The sequence below is a fragment of the Pantoea sp. NSTU24 genome, assembly GCF_050157905.1.
In the GTDB taxonomy this organism is placed as follows: domain Bacteria; phylum Pseudomonadota; class Gammaproteobacteria; order Enterobacterales; family Enterobacteriaceae; genus Pantoea.
This window is the reverse complement of sequence record NZ_JBKIWZ010000001.1, coordinates 2,839,837-2,859,304: the sequence shown is the minus strand read 5'-3', so window position 1 is coordinate 2,859,304 and position 19,468 is coordinate 2,839,837. Positions and strand designations below refer to the sequence as shown.

The following is a 19,468-nucleotide window of genomic DNA, read 5'->3' as shown; positions in this document are numbered from 1 at the left end:
TTGTCTGAAATTTACTATTTTAGAAGCAGGATTAACTTCAGAGGAGTCGGCTATGTGGCTGGTTGACGAACTTGCTGAACAGCATATCAAAGCAGCACTGGAAAAAGGCGATCTGAGTAATCTCCCCGGCGCCGGCAAACCGCTGCAGCTGGAAGATGACAGTCATGTTCCGCCGGAATTACGAGCCGGCTACCGGTTACTGAAAAATGCAGGATTTCTGCCGCCTGAGCTTGAGCTGAGACGCGAGGCGGTTGAAGTGAACGATCTGATTCGACAGCTCGATCCCGAAGATCGTCACTATCAGGATCACTGTCATCGGCTGCGGATACTGGAGCTGAGATTGCGTCAGGCGGGCATGAGTACCGACTTTCTGCATGGATCCTACTCCACAGCGATTGAACAACGTTTTCGCGAGGAGGAGTAAATGTTTCGTATCGGACAGTTAGCAAAGCTGGCAGAGGTGACGCCAGATACTATCCGCTTTTATGAAAAGCAGCAGATGATGGATCATGGTGTGCGAACAGAAGGTGGATTTCGACTCTATAACGAGGGCGACCTTCAGCGCCTGAAGTTTATCCGCTATGGGCGAAAACTGGGATTCAGCCTTGAAGCTATCAGAGAGCTTCTCTCGATTCGTGTCGATCCGGCGCATCATACCTGTCAGGAATCAAAAGCGATCGTTGAAAAGCGGCTGAATGAAGTGGCTGAAATGATTACCGAGTTAGAAATGATGCAGCGTTCGCTACGGCATCTTTCCGATGCCTGCTGTGGTGACAGCCACAGTAGCATTTCATGCTCAATTCTTGAGGCGCTGGAGCGTGGCGGAGCGCAGGATAAATAAGCGTATTGTTATTTTGCAGTAAAAGCATAAAGTATTACTCCATCTCAACAAGAGGCATCATGAGTAAATACCAGCATCATAAAGGGCAGATTCGCGATAACGCCATCCAGGCTCTGTTGCACGACCCGCTATTCAGGCAGCGCGTCGAGCAGAAGCAAAAGGGTAAAGGAAGTTTTAAGCGGAAGGAAAAACACAACAAGGGGAATGGATGGGAGGGCAGTGATAAGAAAGCGTCTTATCACTGCCCTTCTGCCAAAAGCGTCCGATAAGCCCTGACGTCAGACGCGGGTATTCTGCTGTTTCAGCAGATCACGGATCTCAGTCAGCAGCACTTCTTCGTTCGACGGCTTAGCAGCCGGTTTCTCGACTTCTTTTTTCTTATACAGACGGTTCATCAGTTTGATAGCCATAAAGATGGCAAACGCGATGATCACGAAATCGAAGATCGTCTGCAGGAAAATACCATACTGCATGACTACGGCTGGCGCATCACCAGCTGCAGGCTTAAGCACCCACTGGAAAGATTTAAAATCGACACCACCAATCAGCAAGCCCAGCGGCGGCATAATAATGTTGGCCACCAGCGATGAAACGATCTTACCGAAAGCGGCACCAATGATGACACCGACGGCCAGATCTATCACATTGCCGCGCATTGCAAAATCACGAAACTCTTTGATTAAACTCATACTTCTCTCCTTGCCCTGATCAATGTCATAAAGTCTAACAAACCTGGCTGGTTTTGCCATCCACACAGCAAATTAAGCGGCAGTTTTACCTGCCGCTGATTCTGTAAGTCTGTGCTGGCAAACGTCAGAGGAAGAACGGACTTGGCTGGAAGAGACGTTCCACATCGGAGACAAACTTTTTGTCGGTCAGGAACATGATGACATGATCGCCCTGTTCAATACGCAGATTGTCGTTGGCGATCATGACGTCATTGCCGCGAACCACTGCGCCGATAATGGTGCCAGGCGGCAGTCTGATATCATCAATTGAGCGGCCCACCACACGTGACGTCGACTCATCGCCATGCGCTATTGCTTCGATCGCTTCTGCAATGCCCCGTCGTAATGAAGAGACACCTACGATATCAGCTTTGCGCACATGCCCCAGCAGGGCAGAGATTGTCGCCTGCTGAGGTGAAATCGCAATATCAATCACGCTGCCCTGAACCAGATCGACATAGGCGCGGCGCTGAATCAGCACCATCACCTTCTTGGCACCCATTTTTTTCGCCAGCATTGCTGACATAATATTGGCTTCATCGTCATTGGTGACGGCGATAAAGAGATCGACCTGTTCAACATGCTCTTCAGCCAGCAGCTCCTGATCAGACGCGTCGCCATAGAAGACGACGGTGTCCTGCAGATGTTCTGCCAGTTCTGCGGCGCGCTGAGGATTACGCTCGATGAGCTTCACGCTGTAGTGTTTTTCCAGCCGCTGAGCCAGGCCAAACCCAATGTTGCCGCCGCCAACCAGCATAATGCGCTTGTAAGGTTTCTCCAGCCGTTGCATTTCACTCATTACCGCACGGATGTTCTGGCTGGCTGCGATAAAGAAAATCTCATCCCCGGCTTCGACGATGGTAGAGCCCTGCGGACGAATAGGGCGATCCTGACGGAAAATAGCGGCGACGCGCGTGTCGATGTGAGGCATGTGTTCACGCATGATCGACAGGGGATTACCGACCAGCGGCCCGCCATAGTAAGCTTTGACCACGGCCAGGCTAACTTTTCCTTCTGCAAAGTTCACGACCTGCAGTGCGCCGGGGTACTGGATCAGGCGATAGATATTTTCGATTACCAGCTGTTCCGGTGAGATGAGGTGATCGATAGGCACCGCTTCAGGGAGAAACAGCTTATCTGCATCACGCAGATAGTCGGCAGCGCGAATACGGGCGATGCGATTTGGCGTATTGAAAAGCGAATAGGCAATCTGGCAGGCAATCATGTTGGTTTCGTCGGAGTTCGTGACGGCAACCAGCATGTCGGCATCTTCGGCTCCCGCCTCACGCAGGATACGCGGATGGGAACCATGACCCTGTACCACGCGAAGATCGAACTTATCCTGCAGATGACGCAGGCGCGACGCGTCGGTATCAACCACCGTAATGTCGTTGTTCTCGCCGACCAGATTCTCTGCCAGCGTGCCGCCAACCTGTCCTGCGCCCAGAATGATTATTTTCATCGCTTATCAATACTCATCTCAGTTTGTGCCCGATTTCTTTATCAGCTTCGCGTAGAAGAAACCATCTCCGCCTTCGGCCTGTGGAAAAACCTGCAACCCGTTTGCGGGCGCATCCTGTAGCGGCACGGCCCGGGCATCAGGCTGGCGCTGGAGAAAAGCGTCTATCTGCTGGTGATTCTCTTCAGGCAGGATAGAACAGGTGGCATAGATTAGCGTACCGCCAGGTTTCAGATGAGGCCAGATAGCGTCCAGAATTTCACGCTGAAGCGAGGCCAGCTCAGCGATATCACGATCCCGGCGCAGCCATTTGATGTCGGGATGACGGCGGATAACACCGGTAGCGGAGCAGGGGGCATCCAGCAGGATACGGTCAAACTCACGCTCACCGCACCACTGTTTAGGGGTCCTTCCATCACCCTGTTTCACATCGGCGTTCATGCCCAGTCGTGTCAGATTCTCATTAACCCGTTTCAGGCGCTGTGCATCAACGTCGACCGCCAGCACGCTGGCTTCAGGCGCGATTTCGAGAATATGGGTAGTTTTACCGCCGGGCGCCGCACACAGATCCAGAATCTGTTCGCCATTTTGGGGTTCAAGCAGCAGGGCGCAGCGCTGCGCGGAGACATCCTGCACGGTTACCCAACCCTGTTCGAATCCGGGTAACTGGCTGACCGGCGCCGGGGTATTGAGCCGCAGCGCATCCGGCACGTCGTCAGCGGGTTGCGCACTGCGGCCGTTTTCGGCCAGCAAGGCGAGCCAGGCATCGCGATCGTGGTGCTGACGATTGACCCGCAGCCACATCGGTGGACGCTGATTATTCGCTTCCACAATCTGCTGCCACTGCGCTGGCCAGGCGTGCTGCAGGCGTTTCAGCAGCCAGCCCGGATGCAGATAACGCTGCGGACCGTCCTGAATGCTGGCGAGCAAGGTTTCCCGCTGGCGCTGAAACTGGCGCAGCACGCCATTCAGCAGACCTTTCATACTGGTACGCTTCAGCGCCTCGGCACCCGCGACAGTTTCTGCCAGCGCGGCATGGGCAGGAACGCGGGTATACTCCAGCTGATAGAGCCCGACCATGATCAGATAGTGCAGTACCCGCTGTTTACCGGTCAGTGGACGTTCCATCAGTTTACCGATCAGAGCTTCCAGCTGCGGTAAAGTGCGCAGGACGCCGAAACAGATCTCCTGCACCAAGGCACTGTCTTTATCGGAGAGTTTTTTCTGGGCGGCAGGCAGGGCGGTATTCAGGGATTCACCTTTGTCGACGACGCGCTCGATAAGCTGAGCGGAGAGGCTACGCAGGTTGATTGATTTAGTCATAGGGTTTTGTCATCAAACAAAAAGCCCGGCGAGTCACCGGGCCAGAGAGTCAGTCCAGAAGGGTTCCAGGTTCAAACCATTCCCGGCGCGAGTTGAGAAGATCCTGAGCCGACATCGGTTTTTTACCGGCGGGCTGTAACTGCAGCAGGTTCAGAACACCCTGCGCCGTCGCAACCTGGATGCCTTGCTTATCGGCGCTGATGATTTCGCCTGGCGAGCGATCACAGTGCGGCAGAACACTTGCCTGCCAGACTTTGATCGGCTGATCGCCGACAGTGAAAAAGCTCATCGGCCAGGGATTAAATGCACGGATGCAGCGTTCAAGCTGCTCTGCAGAGAGGGTCCAGTCCAGACGGGCCTCTTCTTTGCTGAGCTTTTCAGCATAGTTCGCCTGCGTCTCATCCTGTTTCTCTGGTGAAGCCTGCTGCGTATTCAGTAACGTCAGCGTCTCCAGCAGTCCCTGCGGCCCGAGCCCGGCCAGCCGGTCATAGAGCGTGGCGCTGGTATCCTGAGCAGTAATCGGACAGGCAAGCTTATAGAGCATATCGCCGGTATCCAGACCCACATCCATCTGCATGATGGTGACGCCGGTTTCGCTGTCGCCTGCCCAGAGCGCACGCTGAATCGGCGCGGCGCCGCGCCAGCGAGGCAGCAGCGAGCCATGCACGTTGATACAGCCCAGGCGGGGCATATCAAGCACGGCTTTTGGCAGAATCAATCCATAGGCCACCACCACCATCACATCAGCCTGTAAATCAGCGACCAGCTGCTGATTCTCTTCAGGTCGCAGAGATTTAGGCTGAAAGACCGGGATGTCATGCGCCAGGGCCAGCGTTTTGACCGGACCAGGCGTTAATTTGTTACCGCGACCCGCGGGGCGGTCGGGCTGGGTGAATACGCCGATAACCTGATGTTCAGATGCAAGCAGCGCGTCAAGATGACGCGCTGCAAAGTCAGGTGTGCCGGCAAAAATGATTTTTAGCGGGGCAGACACGTTTATCCCTTTTTGAGTTCTCAGGAAGACTGGGCGTTCTGGCGCGCCAGCTTCTCTAACTTCGTTTTTATCCGTTGACGCTTCAGCGGCGACAGATAATCGATAAACAGCTTACCTTCCAGATGATCGATCTCATGCTGGATACAGATGGCCAGTAGCTCGCTGGCTTCCAGCTCGAAACTTTTACCGTCGCGATCCAGCGCGCGGACCTTCACCCGCTCGGCGCGCGGAACAAAAGCACGCTGTTCCGGAATAGAGAGGCAGCCCTCTTCAATACCGGTTTCACCGCTTTTTTCCAGCAGTTCAGGGTTAATCAGCACTAACCGCTCTTCGCGACTTTCAGAGACATCAATCACGATAATGCGCTGATGAATATCGACCTGCGTTGCCGCAAGACCGATACCTTCTTCGGCGTACATCGTGTCGAACATATCATCAACGATACGCTGAATGTCTGCGTTAACTTCTTTAACGGGCGCGGCGACTTTGCGCAGGCGCTCGTCAGGGAAATGTAATACCTGCAAAACTGACATAAATATCCAGATCTGTATTCGGTTATGAAAAGATTACTACCCCATATTGTAGACTTTTCGGGACCTGATTGACAGCATTGTGCGGCAGGAAGCCGGGGCGATCAGGGAGCCAGAGATGGAGAGATTAGCGCACTATATACGGCTGGCGGCCGTAAGTGGAATGACAGGGAAACGCTGGGTTGATGCGGTGCAGAAAACCGATACCGGAGCAGCAGACCCTGAGACTCTGATTCGGGCTGGATTAGATGCGAATCAGCGTCAGCAATATGATGGTTTCAGCGATCAAAAGGTTGCAGAGGTATACGCCTGGCTGGCGCAAAGCCCGTCCCATCATCTGGTCACGGCTTTGGACGTTGCCTACCCTCTCCGTCTCAGAGAAACGCGTCACTTTCCCCCGTTACTTTATATTGATGGCGACCCTGGCGTACTTAGCACCCCTCAGTTAGCCGTAGTGGGGAGCCGGAATGGTTCGCACAATGGACGATACTGGTGCGACTGGTTTACCCGGCACCTGTCGCTCAGCGGCCTGACCATCACCAGCGGACTGGCGCGGGGGATCGATGGTGTGGCTCACCAGGCCGCACTGAGCGCGGGCGGAAAAACGGTGGCGGTGTTGGGCAGTGGCCTGCAGCGGCTCTACCCAAAAAACCATACCCGGCTGGCCGCAGAGATCGTTGAGCAGGGCGGGGCTGTCGTGTCGGAGTTTCCACTGACGGCTATCCCGCATCCGTTTAACTTTCCGCGCCGTAACCGCATCATCAGTGGGCTGAGTCATGGGGTGCTGGTGGCAGAGGCAACGCTCAAAAGTGGCTCGCTGGTGACGGCCCGTTATGCGCTGGAACAGAACCGCAACGTCTACGCTTTGCCTGGCGCGCTCGGCAACCCTCTCAGTGAAGGCGTAAACTGGCTGATCCAGCAGGGAGCACTGCTGGTGGCACATCCGAATAACATCCTGGAAGACCTGGCCAGCGCACTCCACTGGCTGCCACCAATCCAGACCAGTGAAATTTATTCTGAGATGAGTGACGCTGCTCCATTGCCATTTGCTGATGTGTTGGCTAACGTAGGTGATGAGGTTACACCTGTTGACGTTGTCGCTGAACGTGCCGGCCAATCTGTGCCAGTTATCTCAGCTCAGTTGCTGGAACTGGAGTTAGCAGGATGGATCGCAGCTGTACCCGGCGGCTATGTCCGATTGAGGAGGGCATGCCATGTTCGACGTACTGATATATTTGTTTGAGACATATATCCACAACGAAGCAGAAATGGGTGTTGATCAGGACAGATTAACAGACGACCTGACGGATGCCGGGTTCCATCGTGAAGATATCTACAGTGCGCTCAACTGGCTGGAAAGACTGGCCGATTACCAGGAAGGACTGATTGCGCCAGTTTTGATGACGAATGATCCGCTCTCTATGCGCATCTATACCGATGAAGAGAGCAAGCGTTTAGATGCTGATAGCCGCGGTTTCCTGCTCTTTCTGGAGCAGATTCAGGTGCTGAATCTGGAAACCCGTGAAATGGTCATCGAACGCGTCATGGCGCTGGATACTTCTGAATTCGACCTTGAAGATCTCAAATGGGTGGTGCTGATGGTGCTGTTCAACATCCCGGGATGTGAGAACGCGTATCAGCAGATGGAAGAACTGCTATTCGACGTCAATGAAGGTATGCTGCACTGAATTTCCTTTCATGCATTGATCGCTATGAGTAAAGCTGCACTTTTCACAGTGCCTAAACAGGATCCCTGCCCCGCTTGCGGGGCAGAACTGGTTATCCGCTCCGGTAAACATGGTCCATTCCTTGGCTGTGCGAACTACCCGGCGTGCGACTATATTCGTCCTTTAAAAAGTCAGGCCGATGGCCATGTGGTTAAAGTGCTGGAAGGGCATTCCTGCCCTGAATGCGGTGCAGATAAAGTGCTGCGGCAGGGACGTTTTGGCATGTTCATTGGCTGCAGTCACTATCCGGAATGCGGATACACGGAAACTATCGACAAGCCGGATGAAACCACGCTGGCCTGTCCACAGTGTCATGAAGGTCACCTGGTTCAGCGTCGCTCCCGCTATGGCAAAACGTTTCACGCCTGCGATCGCTATCCGGCCTGCCAGTTTGTCGTAAACCTGATACCCGTTGCCGGAATCTGCCCTTATTGTCAGTATCCGCTGCTGGTTGAGAAAAAGACGGCGCAGGGCGTGAAACGCTTCTGCGCCAGTAAGCGTTGTGGCAAAGCCATTACTGAAGAGAATTGATCGTTCATGGAAAATCAACACCTCGCCGATTCGCTTGAAACCTGCTTAGCGCAGCTGAATCGACAGGCGGTCATCGCCTATCCCACTGAAGCCGTATTTGGTCTGGGCTGTGACCCTGACAGTGAATCTGCCGTTATGGCCCTGCTGGCACTGAAACAGCGTCCGGTTGAGAAGGGACTGATTCTCATCGCGGCTGATTACAGTCAGCTGGAGCCTTACATCTCTGCACGCGAACTCTCTGTGATCCAGCGGGAACGGATGTTTGCATGCTGGCCGGGCCCGGTCACATTTGTTGTTCCCGTTCCGCCTCAGACGCCACGCTGGCTTACCGGACAGTTTGATTCACTGGCGATTCGCGTCAGCGATCATCCGGATGTGCAGGCGATTTGCCGGGCATTTGGCAAACCGCTGGTATCAACCAGCGCAAATCTGACCGGTCTGCCTCCCTGCCGTACGGCAGAAGAAGTAAAGCGCCAGTTTGGTGAGCACTTCCCGGTGCTGTCAGGAAAAACGGGCGGACGACTCAATCCTTCCGAAATCCGCGATGTCATCAGCGGCGAACTTATACGTCAGGGTTAATGCATGGACCACTTCGCCGTTTTCGGTAATCCGATCAACCACAGTAAATCTCCGCTGATACATCAGGCTTTCGCTGAACAGACGGGCATCGAACATCGATATGGCCGTATCTGCGCACCGACAGAGGCGTTTCCTCAGGCGCTGACGGCTTTTTTTGAACAGGGCGGACGTGGCGCCAACGTGACGTTGCCTTTCAAACAGCAGGCATTTGAGTTTGCCGATCGGCTCACCGAACGTGCCGCAATGTCCGGCGCAGTAAACACGGTGAAGAAGCTCAGCGATGGGCTGATTCTGGGAGATAACACGGATGGTATTGGCCTGCTAAGCGACCTTGAACGGCTGGGGATGATCAATGCCGGTGACAATGTGTTGCTGGTGGGGGCAGGGGGGCAGCACGCGGGGTCATCCTGCCACTGCTTTCATCAGGCGTCACACTGACGGTGGTCAACCGCACCGCCGCGCGGGCAGAAGAGCTTGCCGGCCTGTTTAATCAGAGTGGCACTATCCGCGCATCTGACTTCGGCCAGCTGGCAAATCAGCGCTTCGATTTAATCATTAATGCCACCTCCAGCGGGGTAGAGGGGAAAACCCCTCCTTTACCTGCAGAACTCATCCATTCAGGCATGCGCTGTTATGACATGTTCTATCAAAGCGGGCTGACGCCGTTTCTGCACTGGTGCCAGGCGCACGGTGCGCAGCATCTTGCCGATGGCGCAGGCATGCTGGTTGGCCAGGCCGCCCACGCGTTCTATCTGTGGCACGGTGTGATGCCAGCAATCGCGCCAGTCATTGTTCAGCTTAAACAGGCTATGCAGTCGTGAATCAGGCTATCCAGTTTCCGGATGATGTAACCTATAACGCGGAATGGGACGCTGTTTGTTTCCCGGTGCTGGTCAACGGTATGCGGCTGAACTGTGCTATCGGCGCTACGTCGCTGGTGGCACGTTTTGGTGAAGGGGAGGCGGTGGCGCTATTTCAGCACCACCGCTGGGATCTGGAAGATGAGGCCGAAGCCGCGATAGGTCAGGATCGTATTGACGATCAGGGCTGGATCTGGTTATCGCCAGCCAGATAATCATCTTTCCAGGTAACGTAGTTGTTAGCGGAATAGCGTAAGCCTTCTTTCTCACTCTCATTCAGTGGCCTGATCTGTCTGACCGGGCTCCCCAGATAGAGATAGCCGCTCTCCAGTCTTTTACCCGGCGGCACCAGACTGCCGGCGCCAATCATCACCTCTTCTTCTACTATCACGCCATCAAGCAGAATAGATCCCATACCAACCAGCACGCGATTACCAATGGTACAGCCGTGAAGCATGGCTTTATGTCCGACCGTGACATCCTCGCCAATAATAAGCGGAAAGCCCTGTGGATTAGACGCAGACCTGTGCGTCACATGCAGAACACAGCCGTCCTGAACATTGGTGCGGGCGCCGATGCGAACCTGATTCACATCTCCCCTGATAGCAACCAGCGGCCAGATGCTGACGTCATCCTCCATAATCACATCGCCGACGACGACACTGCTGGGATCCACCATGACGCGCTGACCGGTTTGCGGAAAAAGATGCTTATAGGGACGTAGAGCGGAACTCATTATGTTCTCCTTTATCATGTTTTCAGCTCAGCCTGATGCGATTTCAACCAGCTGACAAGCCAATTCTTGCCTGGATCGCTGGCGATCTCATCAATCTGGATCATTTATAACCATTCAGAAAAAAGATCTAAAAAAAGGGTTGTGCTCTGAAACGGGATCCCTATAATGCGCCTCCATCAACACGGCACACCGGCAACGGGAAGCGTGCTGAGAGGTTCAGGAGACTGACCCGCCGGAGAAAAACTTCTGAAAAAGAGGTTGACTCTGAAGGAGGAAAGCGTAATATACGCCACCTCGCGACAGGACGCTAACGCACTGTTCGCGCTGCTCTTTAACAATTTATCAGACAATCTGTGTGGGCACTCGCAGGATTGATATCAGCGTCTCCGGACGCAAAAAATATCAAGTCTCACGAGTGAACACATAATGACATTCATTATGACGTTTTACAGATGAGCATCGCTGCACTGGTTGCAGCAAATCAAACTTTAAATTGAAGAGTTTGATCATGGCTCAGATTGAACGCTGGCGGCAGGCCTAACACATGCAAGTCGGACGGTAGCACAGAGGAGCTTGCTCCTTGGGTGACGAGTGGCGGACGGGTGAGTAATGTCTGGGGATCTGCCCGATAGAGGGGGATAACCACTGGAAACGGTGGCTAATACCGCATAACGTCGCAAGACCAAAGAGGGGGACCTTCGGGCCTCTCACTATCGGATGAACCCAGATGGGATTAGCTAGTAGGCGGGGTAATGGCCCACCTAGGCGACGATCCCTAGCTGGTCTGAGAGGATGACCAGCCACACTGGAACTGAGACACGGTCCAGACTCCTACGGGAGGCAGCAGTGGGGAATATTGCACAATGGGCGCAAGCCTGATGCAGCCATGCCGCGTGTATGAAGAAGGCCTTCGGGTTGTAAAGTACTTTCAGCGGGGAGGAAGGCGGTGCGGTTAATAACCGCGCCGATTGACGTTACCCGCAGAAGAAGCACCGGCTAACTCCGTGCCAGCAGCCGCGGTAATACGGAGGGTGCAAGCGTTAATCGGAATTACTGGGCGTAAAGCGCACGCAGGCGGTCTGTTAAGTCAGATGTGAAATCCCCGGGCTTAACCTGGGAACTGCATTTGAAACTGGCAGGCTTGAGTCTCGTAGAGGGGGGTAGAATTCCAGGTGTAGCGGTGAAATGCGTAGAGATCTGGAGGAATACCGGTGGCGAAGGCGGCCCCCTGGACGAAGACTGACGCTCAGGTGCGAAAGCGTGGGGAGCAAACAGGATTAGATACCCTGGTAGTCCACGCCGTAAACGATGTCGACTTGGAGGCTGTGCCCTTGAGGCGTGGCTTCCGGAGCTAACGCGTTAAGTCGACCGCCTGGGGAGTACGGCCGCAAGGTTAAAACTCAAATGAATTGACGGGGGCCCGCACAAGCGGTGGAGCATGTGGTTTAATTCGATGCAACGCGAAGAACCTTACCTACTCTTGACATCCAGCGAACTTTCCAGAGATGGATTGGTGCCTTCGGGAACGCTGAGACAGGTGCTGCATGGCTGTCGTCAGCTCGTGTTGTGAAATGTTGGGTTAAGTCCCGCAACGAGCGCAACCCTTATCCTTTGTTGCCAGCGATTCGGTCGGGAACTCAAAGGAGACTGCCGGTGATAAACCGGAGGAAGGTGGGGATGACGTCAAGTCATCATGGCCCTTACGAGTAGGGCTACACACGTGCTACAATGGCGCATACAAAGAGAAGCGACCTCGCGAGAGCAAGCGGACCTCACAAAGTGCGTCGTAGTCCGGATCGGAGTCTGCAACTCGACTCCGTGAAGTCGGAATCGCTAGTAATCGTGGATCAGAATGCCACGGTGAATACGTTCCCGGGCCTTGTACACACCGCCCGTCACACCATGGGAGTGGGTTGCAAAAGAAGTAGGTAGCTTAACCTTCGGGAGGGCGCTTACCACTTTGTGATTCATGACTGGGGTGAAGTCGTAACAAGGTAACCGTAGGGGAACCTGCGGTTGGATCACCTCCTTACCTTAAGATACAGTCCCGCGCAGTGCTCACACAGATTGTCTGATAAAAAGTAATGAGCAGGACGGCTGCGAAGTCGTGACACTATCGTGTCCCCTTCGTCTAGCGGTTAGGACTCCGCCCTTTCACGGCGGCAACAGGGGTTCGAATCCCCTAGGGGACGCCACCTGCTTGGTGACAGGTGAAAGGTGTCTCCACAGTATCTCAAAACCGTTTCCGCTGCGCGAGCAGGGAGACGCGTCTGAGATATTTGCTCTTTAACAATCCGGAACAAGCTGAAAATTGAAACGACGCGTCGCTTTCATTCTCCGTAATAAGAATGAAAAAGGCGATGCGTACGAGTCTCTCAAATCCCTGCAGTCCGCAGCGTGAAAAACGCCTGTGGGTTGTGAGGTTAAGCGACTAAGCGTACACGGTGGATGCCCAGGCAGTCAGAGGCGATGAAGGACGTGCTAATCTGCGTAAAGCGACGGTAAGGTGATATGAACCGCTACAGCCGTCGATGTCCGAATGGGGAAACCCGGTGCACTCTGTGCATCATTGCAGCATGAATACATAGTGCTGCAAGGCGAACCGGGGGAACTGAAACATCTAAGTACCCCGAGGAAAAGAAATCAACCGAGATTCCCCCAGTAGCGGCGAGCGAACGGGGAGCAGCCCAGAGCCTGAATCAGCCTGTGTGTTAGTGGAAGCGTCTGGAAAGTCGCAGGGTACAGGGTGATACTCCCGTACACAAAAGCACACACGCTGTGAGCTCGATGAGTAAGGCGGGACACGTGGTATCCTGTCTGAATATGGGGGGACCATCCTCCAAGGCTAAATACTCCTGACTGACCGATAGTGAACCAGTACCGTGAGGGAAAGGCGAAAAGAACCCCGGCGAGGGGAGTGAAAAAGAACCTGAAACCGTGTACGTACAAGCAGTGGGAGCCTCTTTTATGGGGTGACTGCGTACCTTTTGTATAATGGGTCAGCGACTTATATTCTGTAGCAAGGTTAACCGTATAGGGGAGCCGCAGGGAAACCGAGTCTTAACTGGGCGTTAAGTTGCAGGGTATAGACCCGAAACCCGGTGATCTAGCCATGGGCAGGTTGAAGGTTGGGTAACACTAACTGGAGGACCGAACCGACTAATGTTGAAAAATTAGCGGATGACCTGTGGCTGGGGGTGAAAGGCCAATCAAACCGGGAGATAGCTGGTTCTCCCCGAAAGCTATTTAGGTAGCGCCTCGTGAACTCATCTCCGGGGGTAGAGCACTGTTTCGGCTAGGGGGCCATCCCGGCTTACCAACCCGATGCAAACTGCGAATACCGGAGAATGTTATCACGGGAGACACACGGCGGGTGCTAACGTCCGTCGTGAAGAGGGAAACAACCCAGACCGCCAGCTAAGGTCCCAAAGTCATGGTTAAGTGGGAAACGATGTGGGAAGGCACAGACAGCCAGGATGTTGGCTTAGAAGCAGCCATCATTTAAAGAAAGCGTAATAGCTCACTGGTCGAGTCGGCCTGCGCGGAAGATGTAACGGGGCTAAACCATGCACCGAAGCTGCGGCAGCAGTAGCAATACTGTTGGGTAGGGGAGCGTTCTGTAAGCCGTCGAAGGTGTGCTGTGAGGCATGCTGGAGGTATCAGAAGTGCGAATGCTGACATAAGTAACGATAAAGCGGGTGAAAAGCCCGCTCGCCGGAAGACCAAGGGTTCCTGTTCAACGTTAATCGGAGCAGGGTGAGTCGACCCCTAAGGCGAGGCCGAAAGGCGTAGTCGATGGGAAACAGGTTAATATTCCTGTACTCGGTGTTACTGCGAAGGGGGGACGGAGAAGGCTATATCAGCCGGGCGACGGTTGTCCCGGTTTAAGCGTGTAGGTGTGTGTTCCAGGCAAATCCGGTTCACTTTACACTGAGGCGTGACGACGAGGCACTACGGTGCTGAAGTGATAAATGCCCTGCTTCCAGGAAAAGCCTCTAAGCATCAGGTAACACAGAATCGTACCCCAAACCGACACAGGTGGTCAGGTAGAGAATACCAAGGCGCTTGAGAGAACTCGGGTGAAGGAACTAGGCAAAATGGTGCCGTAACTTCGGGAGAAGGCACGCTGGCGCGTAGGTGAGGGGACTTGCTCCCGGAGCCGAAGCCAGTCGAAGATACCAGCTGGCTGCAACTGTTTATTAAAAACACAGCACTGTGCAAACACGAAAGTGGACGTATACGGTGTGACGCCTGCCCGGTGCCGGAAGGTTAATTGATGGGGTTATCCGTAAGGAGAAGCTCCTGATCGAAGCCCCGGTAAACGGCGGCCGTAACTATAACGGTCCTAAGGTAGCGAAATTCCTTGTCGGGTAAGTTCCGACCTGCACGAATGGCGTAATGATGGCCAGGCTGTCTCCACCCGAGACTCAGTGAAATTGAACTCGCTGTGAAGATGCAGTGTACCCGCGGCAAGACGGAAAGACCCCGTGAACCTTTACTACAGCTTGACACTGAACATTGAGCCTTGATGTGTAGGATAGGTGGGAGGCTTTGAAGCGCGGACGCCAGTCTGCGTGGAGCCATCCTTGAAATACCACCCTTTAATGTTTGATGTTCTAACGTGGCCCCGTGATCCGGGGTGCGGACAGTGTCTGGTGGGTAGTTTGACTGGGGCGGTCTCCTCCCAAAGAGTAACGGAGGAGCACGAAGGTCAGCTAATCACGGTCGGACATCGTGAGGTTAGTGCAATGGCATAAGCTGGCTTGACTGCGAGAGTGACGGCTCGAGCAGGTGCGAAAGCAGGTCATAGTGATCCGGTGGTTCTGAATGGAAGGGCCATCGCTCAACGGATAAAAGGTACTCCGGGGATAACAGGCTGATACCGCCCAAGAGTTCATATCGACGGCGGTGTTTGGCACCTCGATGTCGGCTCATCACATCCTGGGGCTGAAGTAGGTCCCAAGGGTACGGCTGTTCGCCGTTTAAAGTGGTACGCGAGCTGGGTTTAGAACGTCGTGAGACAGTTCGGTCCCTATCTGCCGTGGGCGCTGGAGAATTGAGGGGGGTTGCTCCTAGTACGAGAGGACCGGAGTGAACGCACCGCTGGTGTTCGGGTTGTCATGCCAATGGCACTGCCCGGTAGCTAAGTGCGGAAAAGATAAGTGCTGAAAGCATCTAAGCACGAAACTTGCCCCGAGATGAGTTCTCCCTGACCCTTTGAGGGTCCTGAAGGGACGTTGAAGACGACGACGTTGATAGGCCGGGTGTGTAAGCGCAGCGATGCGTTGAGCTAACCGGTACTAATGACCCGTGAGGCTTAACCTTACAACGCCAGAGGCGTTTTTGAGAGACGATTTTCAGCCCTGTTTTCCGGATAAGAATTTGCGGAAACGAAAGATTTTGCGGCGTGACAAGGCGCAGAGCGAAGACATCAGCGGGAGCATACTGACGTATGTGACCGGTGTGGCTGAGCGATGGCAACGCGGTCATAACGTAAAAGATTCGTTTCGTGCACCAAGATTTGCCTGGCGGCTTTAGCGCGGTGGTCCCACCTGACCCCATGCCGAACTCAGAAGTGAAACGCCGTAGCGCCGATGGTAGTGTGGGGCCTCCCCATGCGAGAGTAGGGAACTGCCAGGCATCAAATTTAGTGTGCTGATATGGCTCAGTTGGTAGAGCGCACCCTTGGTAAGGGTGAGGTCCCCAGTTCGACTCTGGGTATCAGCACCAGTTAAGACACGAGTTCGGTAAATAAAAGAATTTGCCTGGCGGCTGTAGCGCGGTGGTCCCACCTGACCCCATGCCGAACTCAGAAGTGAAACGCCGTAGCGCCGATGGTAGTGTGGGGCCTCCCCATGCGAGAGTAGGGAACTGCCAGGCATCAAATAAGAGAGAGCCCTTCGCGTATGCGAAGGGCTTTTTTCGTTGGGCGCAATAAATACTTTCAGCCTTCCTGATCTCTGTTGACCCATCACTCCGCTGTCTGGGCATCTTATACCTGTTAAAAAGCAAAGCTGTCTGTGGGATTCAGGCCATAAAAAACCCGGCACCAGGCCGGGTTAACAGACTGTCTGAACGGCTTGTCAGTGGATAACCTGCGACAGAAACGCTCGGGTGCGCTCCGATTTCGGATTGGCAAAGAACTCCTGAGGTGGCGCGACTTCGACGATCTCACCCCGATCCATAAAGATCACCCGGTCTGCGACCGTCCGGGCAAAGCCCATCTCATGTGTCACGCAGAGCATCGTCATTCCATCCTCAGCCAGGCCAATCATTGTATCCAGCACCTCTTTCACCATTTCAGGATCCAGCGCCGACGTTGGCTCATCGAACAGCATAATTTTCGGCTTCATACAGAGCGAGCGGGCAATTGCCACACGCTGCTGCTGCCCTCCCGAGAGCTGTCCCGGAAACTTATGCGCATGTTCAGCGATACGCACGCGCTGCAGATAGTGCATGGCCAGTTCATCCGCTTCCTTCTTTGGAATCTTTCTCACCCACGATGGTGCCAGCGTGCAGTTTTGCAACACGGTCAGATGGGGGAAGAGGTTAAAGTGCTGGAAGACCATACCGACTTCGGTGCGCACGCGCTCAATATTACGCACATCATCGTTAAGATGAATACCATCCACCACGATGCGCCCCTGCTGATGCTCCTCCAGATGGTTGATGCAGCGAATCGTGGTCGATTTACCGGAGCCGGAAGGGCCGCACAGCACGATACGTTCGCGGGGTTTTACCTGCAGATTGATGTCTTTCAGTACGTGGAACTGCCCGTACCATTTATTCACGTTCTCAAGCGAGATCATCAACGGGTCGGAAGAGTGTGTCATAGAGTCAGTCATGTAAAACCTCAGTGCGGTGTACGCCCGGTGTGAAAGCGCTTTTCCAGATACTGGCTATAGCGCGACATGCTAAAACAGAAAATCCAATAGACCAGCGCAGCAAAGACATAGCCTTCGGTCGACATGCCCAGCCAGGCCGGATCGACCGTGGCCTGCTGGACGCTGCTGAAGAGATCGAAAAGGCCGATGATGATGACCAGACTGGTGTCTTTAAACAGGGCGATGATGGTGTTCACCAGGCCGGGGATCGTGAGCTTCAGTGCCTGTGGCAGAATCACCAGCATCTGCGTCTTCCAGTAGCCCAGCGCCAGCGACTCGGCGGCTTCATACTGCCCTTTAGGCAGTGCCTGCAGGCCGCCGCGAACCACCTCGGCCACATAGGCGGACTGGAAAAGGATCACCCCAACCAGCGCGCGCACCAGCTTGTCGATCGTTGTTCCTTCTGACATAAACAGCGGCAGCATCACGGATGACATAAACAGCACCGTAATCAGCGGAACGCCACGCCAGAACTCGATAAAGATAATCGACAGTGTACGCACCACCGGCATCCGTGAACGGCGACCCAGCGCCAGCAGAATACCCAGCGGCAGCGCACCGGCAATCCCGACCGAGGCGATGATCAGCGTCAGCGTTAATCCGCCCCATTGACGGGTTTCAACCCGATCCAGCCCCAGATAACCGCCATAGAGCAGGAACCACACTGTCAGTGGATAGATGACCGCCCAGGCGGCGATATAGCGTCCGCGATAAGGCAGACTTTTCACGAACATCGGCACAATCGACAGCAGGCCAATCACCAGTGCCAGGTTAATGCGCCAGCGCAGTTCATGCGGGTAGAGCCCATACATGAACTGACCGAATCGTGCATGGATAAAGACCCAGCAGGCGCCCTCTTTGGTGCAATCGGCACGCGTGGAGCCAATCCAGTTGGCCTGAAAGACCAGCCAGTTAAGCGCCGGCGGAATGACATGCCAGATTATCCAGAGGCACAGCAGCGTCAGTAAGGTATTAAACCAGCTTGAAAACAGATTTTTACGAGCCCAGAGCCAGGCGCGACTGAACAGCGTCGTTGGGACGGGGGGCGTTTCATGTGTAGTGACAGACATAAGGATCCCGTTCTCTTAACGCTCAACCAGCGCAATCTTGCGGTTGTAGACGTTCATAAGCAGCGATATCAGCAGGCTGATAATCAGGTAAACGCCCATCGTGATTGCGATCGTCTCGATAGCCTGGCCGGTCTGATTCAGGACCGAACCGGCAAACAGCGACACCATATCGGGATAACCGATGGCGGCGGCCAGAGAGGAGTTCTTCACGATGTTCAGGTACTGGCTGGTCAGCGGCGGAATAATTACCCGCATGGCCTGCGGAATAATCACCTGACGCAGTGTCACCGGGTTTGGCAGGCCCAGCGATCGTGCGGCTTCATGCTGACCATGCGGCACCGACTGGATGCCGGATCGGATGACTTCCGCGATAAACGACGAGGTATAGATCGACAGTGCCAGCGTCAGTGCCGCCAGCTCCGGAATCATCACCGAGCCCCCGCGGAAGTTGAACCCGCGCAGTTGCGGCACATCCCAGTGCGTTGCCGGGCCAAACCCGATATAGGCCAGCAGCGGAAAGAGGATCAGCATCCCCACCCCAGCGGGCCATGTGCGACGTAACTGACCGGTTTTCAGCTGGTGCGTCCGGTTGAAGCGGAACAGACCATAGCTCACGGCTAATGCCAGAAGCAATGCGATAATAAACGGCCAGCTGCCCGGTGCGTAGGTCGGCCACGGCACGTAGAGCCCGCGATTGCTGACATAGGCCAGATCGAAGGCGTTCAGTGCCTGGCGCGGGCCGGGCAGGTTGCGCAGTACCGCAAAGTACCAGAAGAAGATCTGCAGCAGGGGCGGGATGTTACGGAAGGTCTCGATATAGATATTTGAAAGCTTCCGCAGCAGCCAGTTATCAGACAGGCGGGCCAGACCAACCGCAAATCCAATAATCGACGCGAAAACAATACAGAGCGCAGACACCAGCAGCGTGTTGGTTAATCCGACCATAAACACGCGCGCGTAGGTATCTCCCTCCGTGTACTCAATCAGGTGTTGCACGATGCCGAAACCGGCCGTGCGCTCAAGAAATCCAAATCCCGATGTAATGCCGCGACTGGCAAGGTTGATAATGGTGTTGTGTACCAGATAACCCACCACACCAAGCACCGCGACAACGGCGATGAGCTGATAAATCCAGGCGCGAACCGTGGGATTACCAAATGAAAAATCCCTTTTCACGGTTGGGCGTTGTGACATGTTGAAACCTCA

Annotated in this window: 17 protein-coding genes, 2 tRNA genes, 4 rRNA genes and 1 pseudogene; 15 read left to right on the top strand and 9 right to left on the bottom strand. The window is 54.4% G+C overall.

Features of this window, described 5'->3' with window-relative positions; translation table 11 throughout:
* The first annotated feature begins 52 nt into the window (after nucleotides 1–52).
* The 3 genes from ACLHDD_RS13620 to ACLHDD_RS13610 are packed head-to-tail and all read left to right on the top strand — an operon-like array spanning nucleotide 53 to nucleotide 1,110.
* Nucleotides 53–424, top strand: coding sequence for a DnaJ family domain-containing protein (locus ACLHDD_RS13620; RefSeq protein ID WP_427104530.1), 372 nt, complete (start codon nucleotides 53–55; stop codon nucleotides 422–424).
* Entirely contained in the window at nucleotides 425–841 is a 417-nt protein-coding gene (gene zntR, locus ACLHDD_RS13615) for a Zn(2+)-responsive transcriptional regulator (RefSeq protein WP_427104529.1), read from the top strand. It begins immediately after the preceding gene.
* 59 nt (nucleotides 842–900) lie between these two features.
* Nucleotides 901–1,110, top strand: coding sequence for an alternative ribosome-rescue factor A (locus ACLHDD_RS13610; protein ID WP_427104528.1), 210 nt, complete (start codon nucleotides 901–903; stop codon nucleotides 1,108–1,110).
* A gap of 9 nt (nucleotides 1,111–1,119) precedes the next feature.
* Here the strand turns inward: ACLHDD_RS13610 and mscL are convergent, their stop codons facing one another.
* The 5 genes from mscL to def all read right to left on the bottom strand — a co-directional run bounded on the left by mscL (nucleotide 1,120) and on the right by def (nucleotide 5,878).
* Entirely contained in the window at nucleotides 1,120–1,530 is a 411-nt protein-coding gene (gene mscL / locus ACLHDD_RS13605; RefSeq protein WP_427104527.1) for a large-conductance mechanosensitive channel protein MscL, read from the bottom strand.
* Nucleotides 1,531–1,654: 124 nt separating this feature from the next.
* Nucleotides 1,655–3,031 carry a Trk system potassium transporter TrkA gene (gene trkA, locus ACLHDD_RS13600; protein ID WP_427104526.1) on the bottom strand — a complete coding sequence of 459 codons (1,377 nt, stop codon included), beginning with the start codon at nucleotides 3,029–3,031 and terminating at the stop codon, nucleotides 1,655–1,657.
* A gap of 18 nt (nucleotides 3,032–3,049) precedes the next feature.
* The gene (gene rsmB / locus ACLHDD_RS13595) at nucleotides 3,050–4,351 is read right to left on the bottom strand and encodes a 16S rRNA (cytosine(967)-C(5))-methyltransferase RsmB (protein WP_427104525.1); all 1,302 of its coding nucleotides are present in this window, start codon (nucleotides 4,349–4,351) and stop codon (nucleotides 3,050–3,052) included.
* A gap of 49 nt (nucleotides 4,352–4,400) precedes the next feature.
* The gene (gene fmt / locus ACLHDD_RS13590) at nucleotides 4,401–5,345 is read right to left on the bottom strand and encodes a methionyl-tRNA formyltransferase (protein ID WP_427104524.1); all 945 of its coding nucleotides are present in this window, start codon (nucleotides 5,343–5,345) and stop codon (nucleotides 4,401–4,403) included.
* 20 nt (nucleotides 5,346–5,365) lie between these two features.
* Nucleotides 5,366–5,878: a peptide deformylase gene (def, locus tag ACLHDD_RS13585; protein ID WP_427104523.1), complete on the bottom strand. Its 513-nt coding sequence runs from the start codon at nucleotides 5,876–5,878 to the stop codon at nucleotides 5,366–5,368.
* A 115-nt stretch (nucleotides 5,879–5,993) separates the two neighbouring features.
* Between def and dprA the strand changes: the two genes are divergently transcribed.
* From dprA to ACLHDD_RS13555, 6 genes and pseudogenes are all read left to right on the top strand, one after another.
* Nucleotides 5,994–7,118: a DNA-protecting protein DprA gene (dprA, locus tag ACLHDD_RS13580; protein WP_427104522.1), complete on the top strand. Its 1,125-nt coding sequence runs from the start codon at nucleotides 5,994–5,996 to the stop codon at nucleotides 7,116–7,118.
* Nucleotides 7,090–7,563: a DUF494 family protein Smg gene (gene smg / locus ACLHDD_RS13575; RefSeq protein WP_427104521.1), complete on the top strand. Its 474-nt coding sequence runs from the start codon at nucleotides 7,090–7,092 to the stop codon at nucleotides 7,561–7,563. The genes dprA and smg overlap by 29 nt, the downstream gene beginning before the upstream one ends.
* A 24-nt stretch (nucleotides 7,564–7,587) precedes the next feature.
* A complete protein-coding gene (locus tag ACLHDD_RS13570; RefSeq protein WP_427104520.1) occupies nucleotides 7,588–8,133 on the top strand; it encodes a topoisomerase DNA-binding C4 zinc finger domain-containing protein in 546 nt (181 codons plus the stop codon).
* 6 nt (nucleotides 8,134–8,139) lie between these two features.
* A complete protein-coding gene (tsaC, locus tag ACLHDD_RS13565; RefSeq protein WP_313656343.1) occupies nucleotides 8,140–8,712 on the top strand; it encodes an L-threonylcarbamoyladenylate synthase type 1 TsaC in 573 nt (190 codons plus the stop codon).
* Between the two features lie 3 nt (nucleotides 8,713–8,715).
* Nucleotides 8,716–9,533: pseudogene (gene aroE / locus ACLHDD_RS13560) on the top strand (shikimate dehydrogenase).
* Complete coding sequence (locus tag ACLHDD_RS13555) at nucleotides 9,530–9,787, top strand: DUF1488 domain-containing protein (protein ID WP_427104519.1); 258 nt, start codon at nucleotides 9,530–9,532, stop codon at nucleotides 9,785–9,787. Before aroE ends, ACLHDD_RS13555 begins: the two are co-directional and overlap by 4 nt.
* On the opposite strand, the gene ACLHDD_RS13550 is transcribed toward ACLHDD_RS13555, so the two are convergent.
* Nucleotides 9,754–10,308 carry a gamma carbonic anhydrase family protein gene (locus ACLHDD_RS13550; protein WP_427104518.1) on the bottom strand — a complete coding sequence of 185 codons (555 nt, stop codon included), beginning with the start codon at nucleotides 10,306–10,308 and terminating at the stop codon, nucleotides 9,754–9,756. The two genes, ACLHDD_RS13555 and ACLHDD_RS13550, sit on opposite strands and share 34 nt — an antisense overlap.
* 490 nt (nucleotides 10,309–10,798) lie before the next feature.
* Between ACLHDD_RS13550 and ACLHDD_RS13545 the strand changes: the two genes are divergently transcribed.
* From ACLHDD_RS13545 to rrf (ACLHDD_RS13520), 6 genes are all read left to right on the top strand, one after another.
* A 16S ribosomal RNA gene (locus ACLHDD_RS13545) occupies nucleotides 10,799–12,340 on the top strand.
* An 88-nt stretch (nucleotides 12,341–12,428) separates the two neighbouring features.
* Nucleotides 12,429–12,503: transfer RNA gene (locus ACLHDD_RS13540), tRNA-Glu, on the top strand.
* A gap of 226 nt (nucleotides 12,504–12,729) precedes the next feature.
* Nucleotides 12,730–15,633, top strand: a 23S ribosomal RNA gene (locus ACLHDD_RS13535).
* 199 nt (nucleotides 15,634–15,832) lie between these two features.
* A 5S ribosomal RNA gene (rrf, locus tag ACLHDD_RS13530) occupies nucleotides 15,833–15,948 on the top strand.
* Between the two features lie 14 nt (nucleotides 15,949–15,962).
* Nucleotides 15,963–16,038 (top strand) — tRNA-Thr (locus ACLHDD_RS13525).
* Between the two features lie 34 nt (nucleotides 16,039–16,072).
* Nucleotides 16,073–16,188 (top strand): 5S ribosomal RNA (rrf, locus tag ACLHDD_RS13520).
* Together the 16S, 23S and 5S rRNA genes with 2 tRNA genes alongside form the textbook arrangement of a ribosomal RNA operon.
* A gap of 203 nt (nucleotides 16,189–16,391) precedes the next feature.
* Here the strand turns inward: rrf (ACLHDD_RS13520) and ACLHDD_RS13515 are convergent.
* Genes ACLHDD_RS13515 through ACLHDD_RS13505 form a run of 3 tightly spaced genes read right to left on the bottom strand, consistent with a single transcriptional unit; the run spans nucleotide 16,392 to nucleotide 19,456 of the window.
* On the bottom strand, nucleotides 16,392–17,153 hold the full coding sequence (locus ACLHDD_RS13515; protein ID WP_111139686.1) for an amino acid ABC transporter ATP-binding protein: 762 nt from the start codon (nucleotides 17,151–17,153) through the stop codon (nucleotides 16,392–16,394).
* A gap of 8 nt (nucleotides 17,154–17,161) precedes the next feature.
* Nucleotides 17,162–18,262, bottom strand: a complete 1,101-nt coding sequence (locus tag ACLHDD_RS13510) for an amino acid ABC transporter permease (RefSeq protein WP_427104517.1) — start codon at nucleotides 18,260–18,262, stop codon at nucleotides 17,162–17,164.
* A 15-nt stretch (nucleotides 18,263–18,277) separates the two neighbouring features.
* Complete coding sequence (locus tag ACLHDD_RS13505; RefSeq protein WP_427104516.1) at nucleotides 18,278–19,456, bottom strand: amino acid ABC transporter permease; 1,179 nt, start codon at nucleotides 19,454–19,456, stop codon at nucleotides 18,278–18,280.
* Nucleotides 19,457–19,468 lie beyond the last annotated feature (12 nt).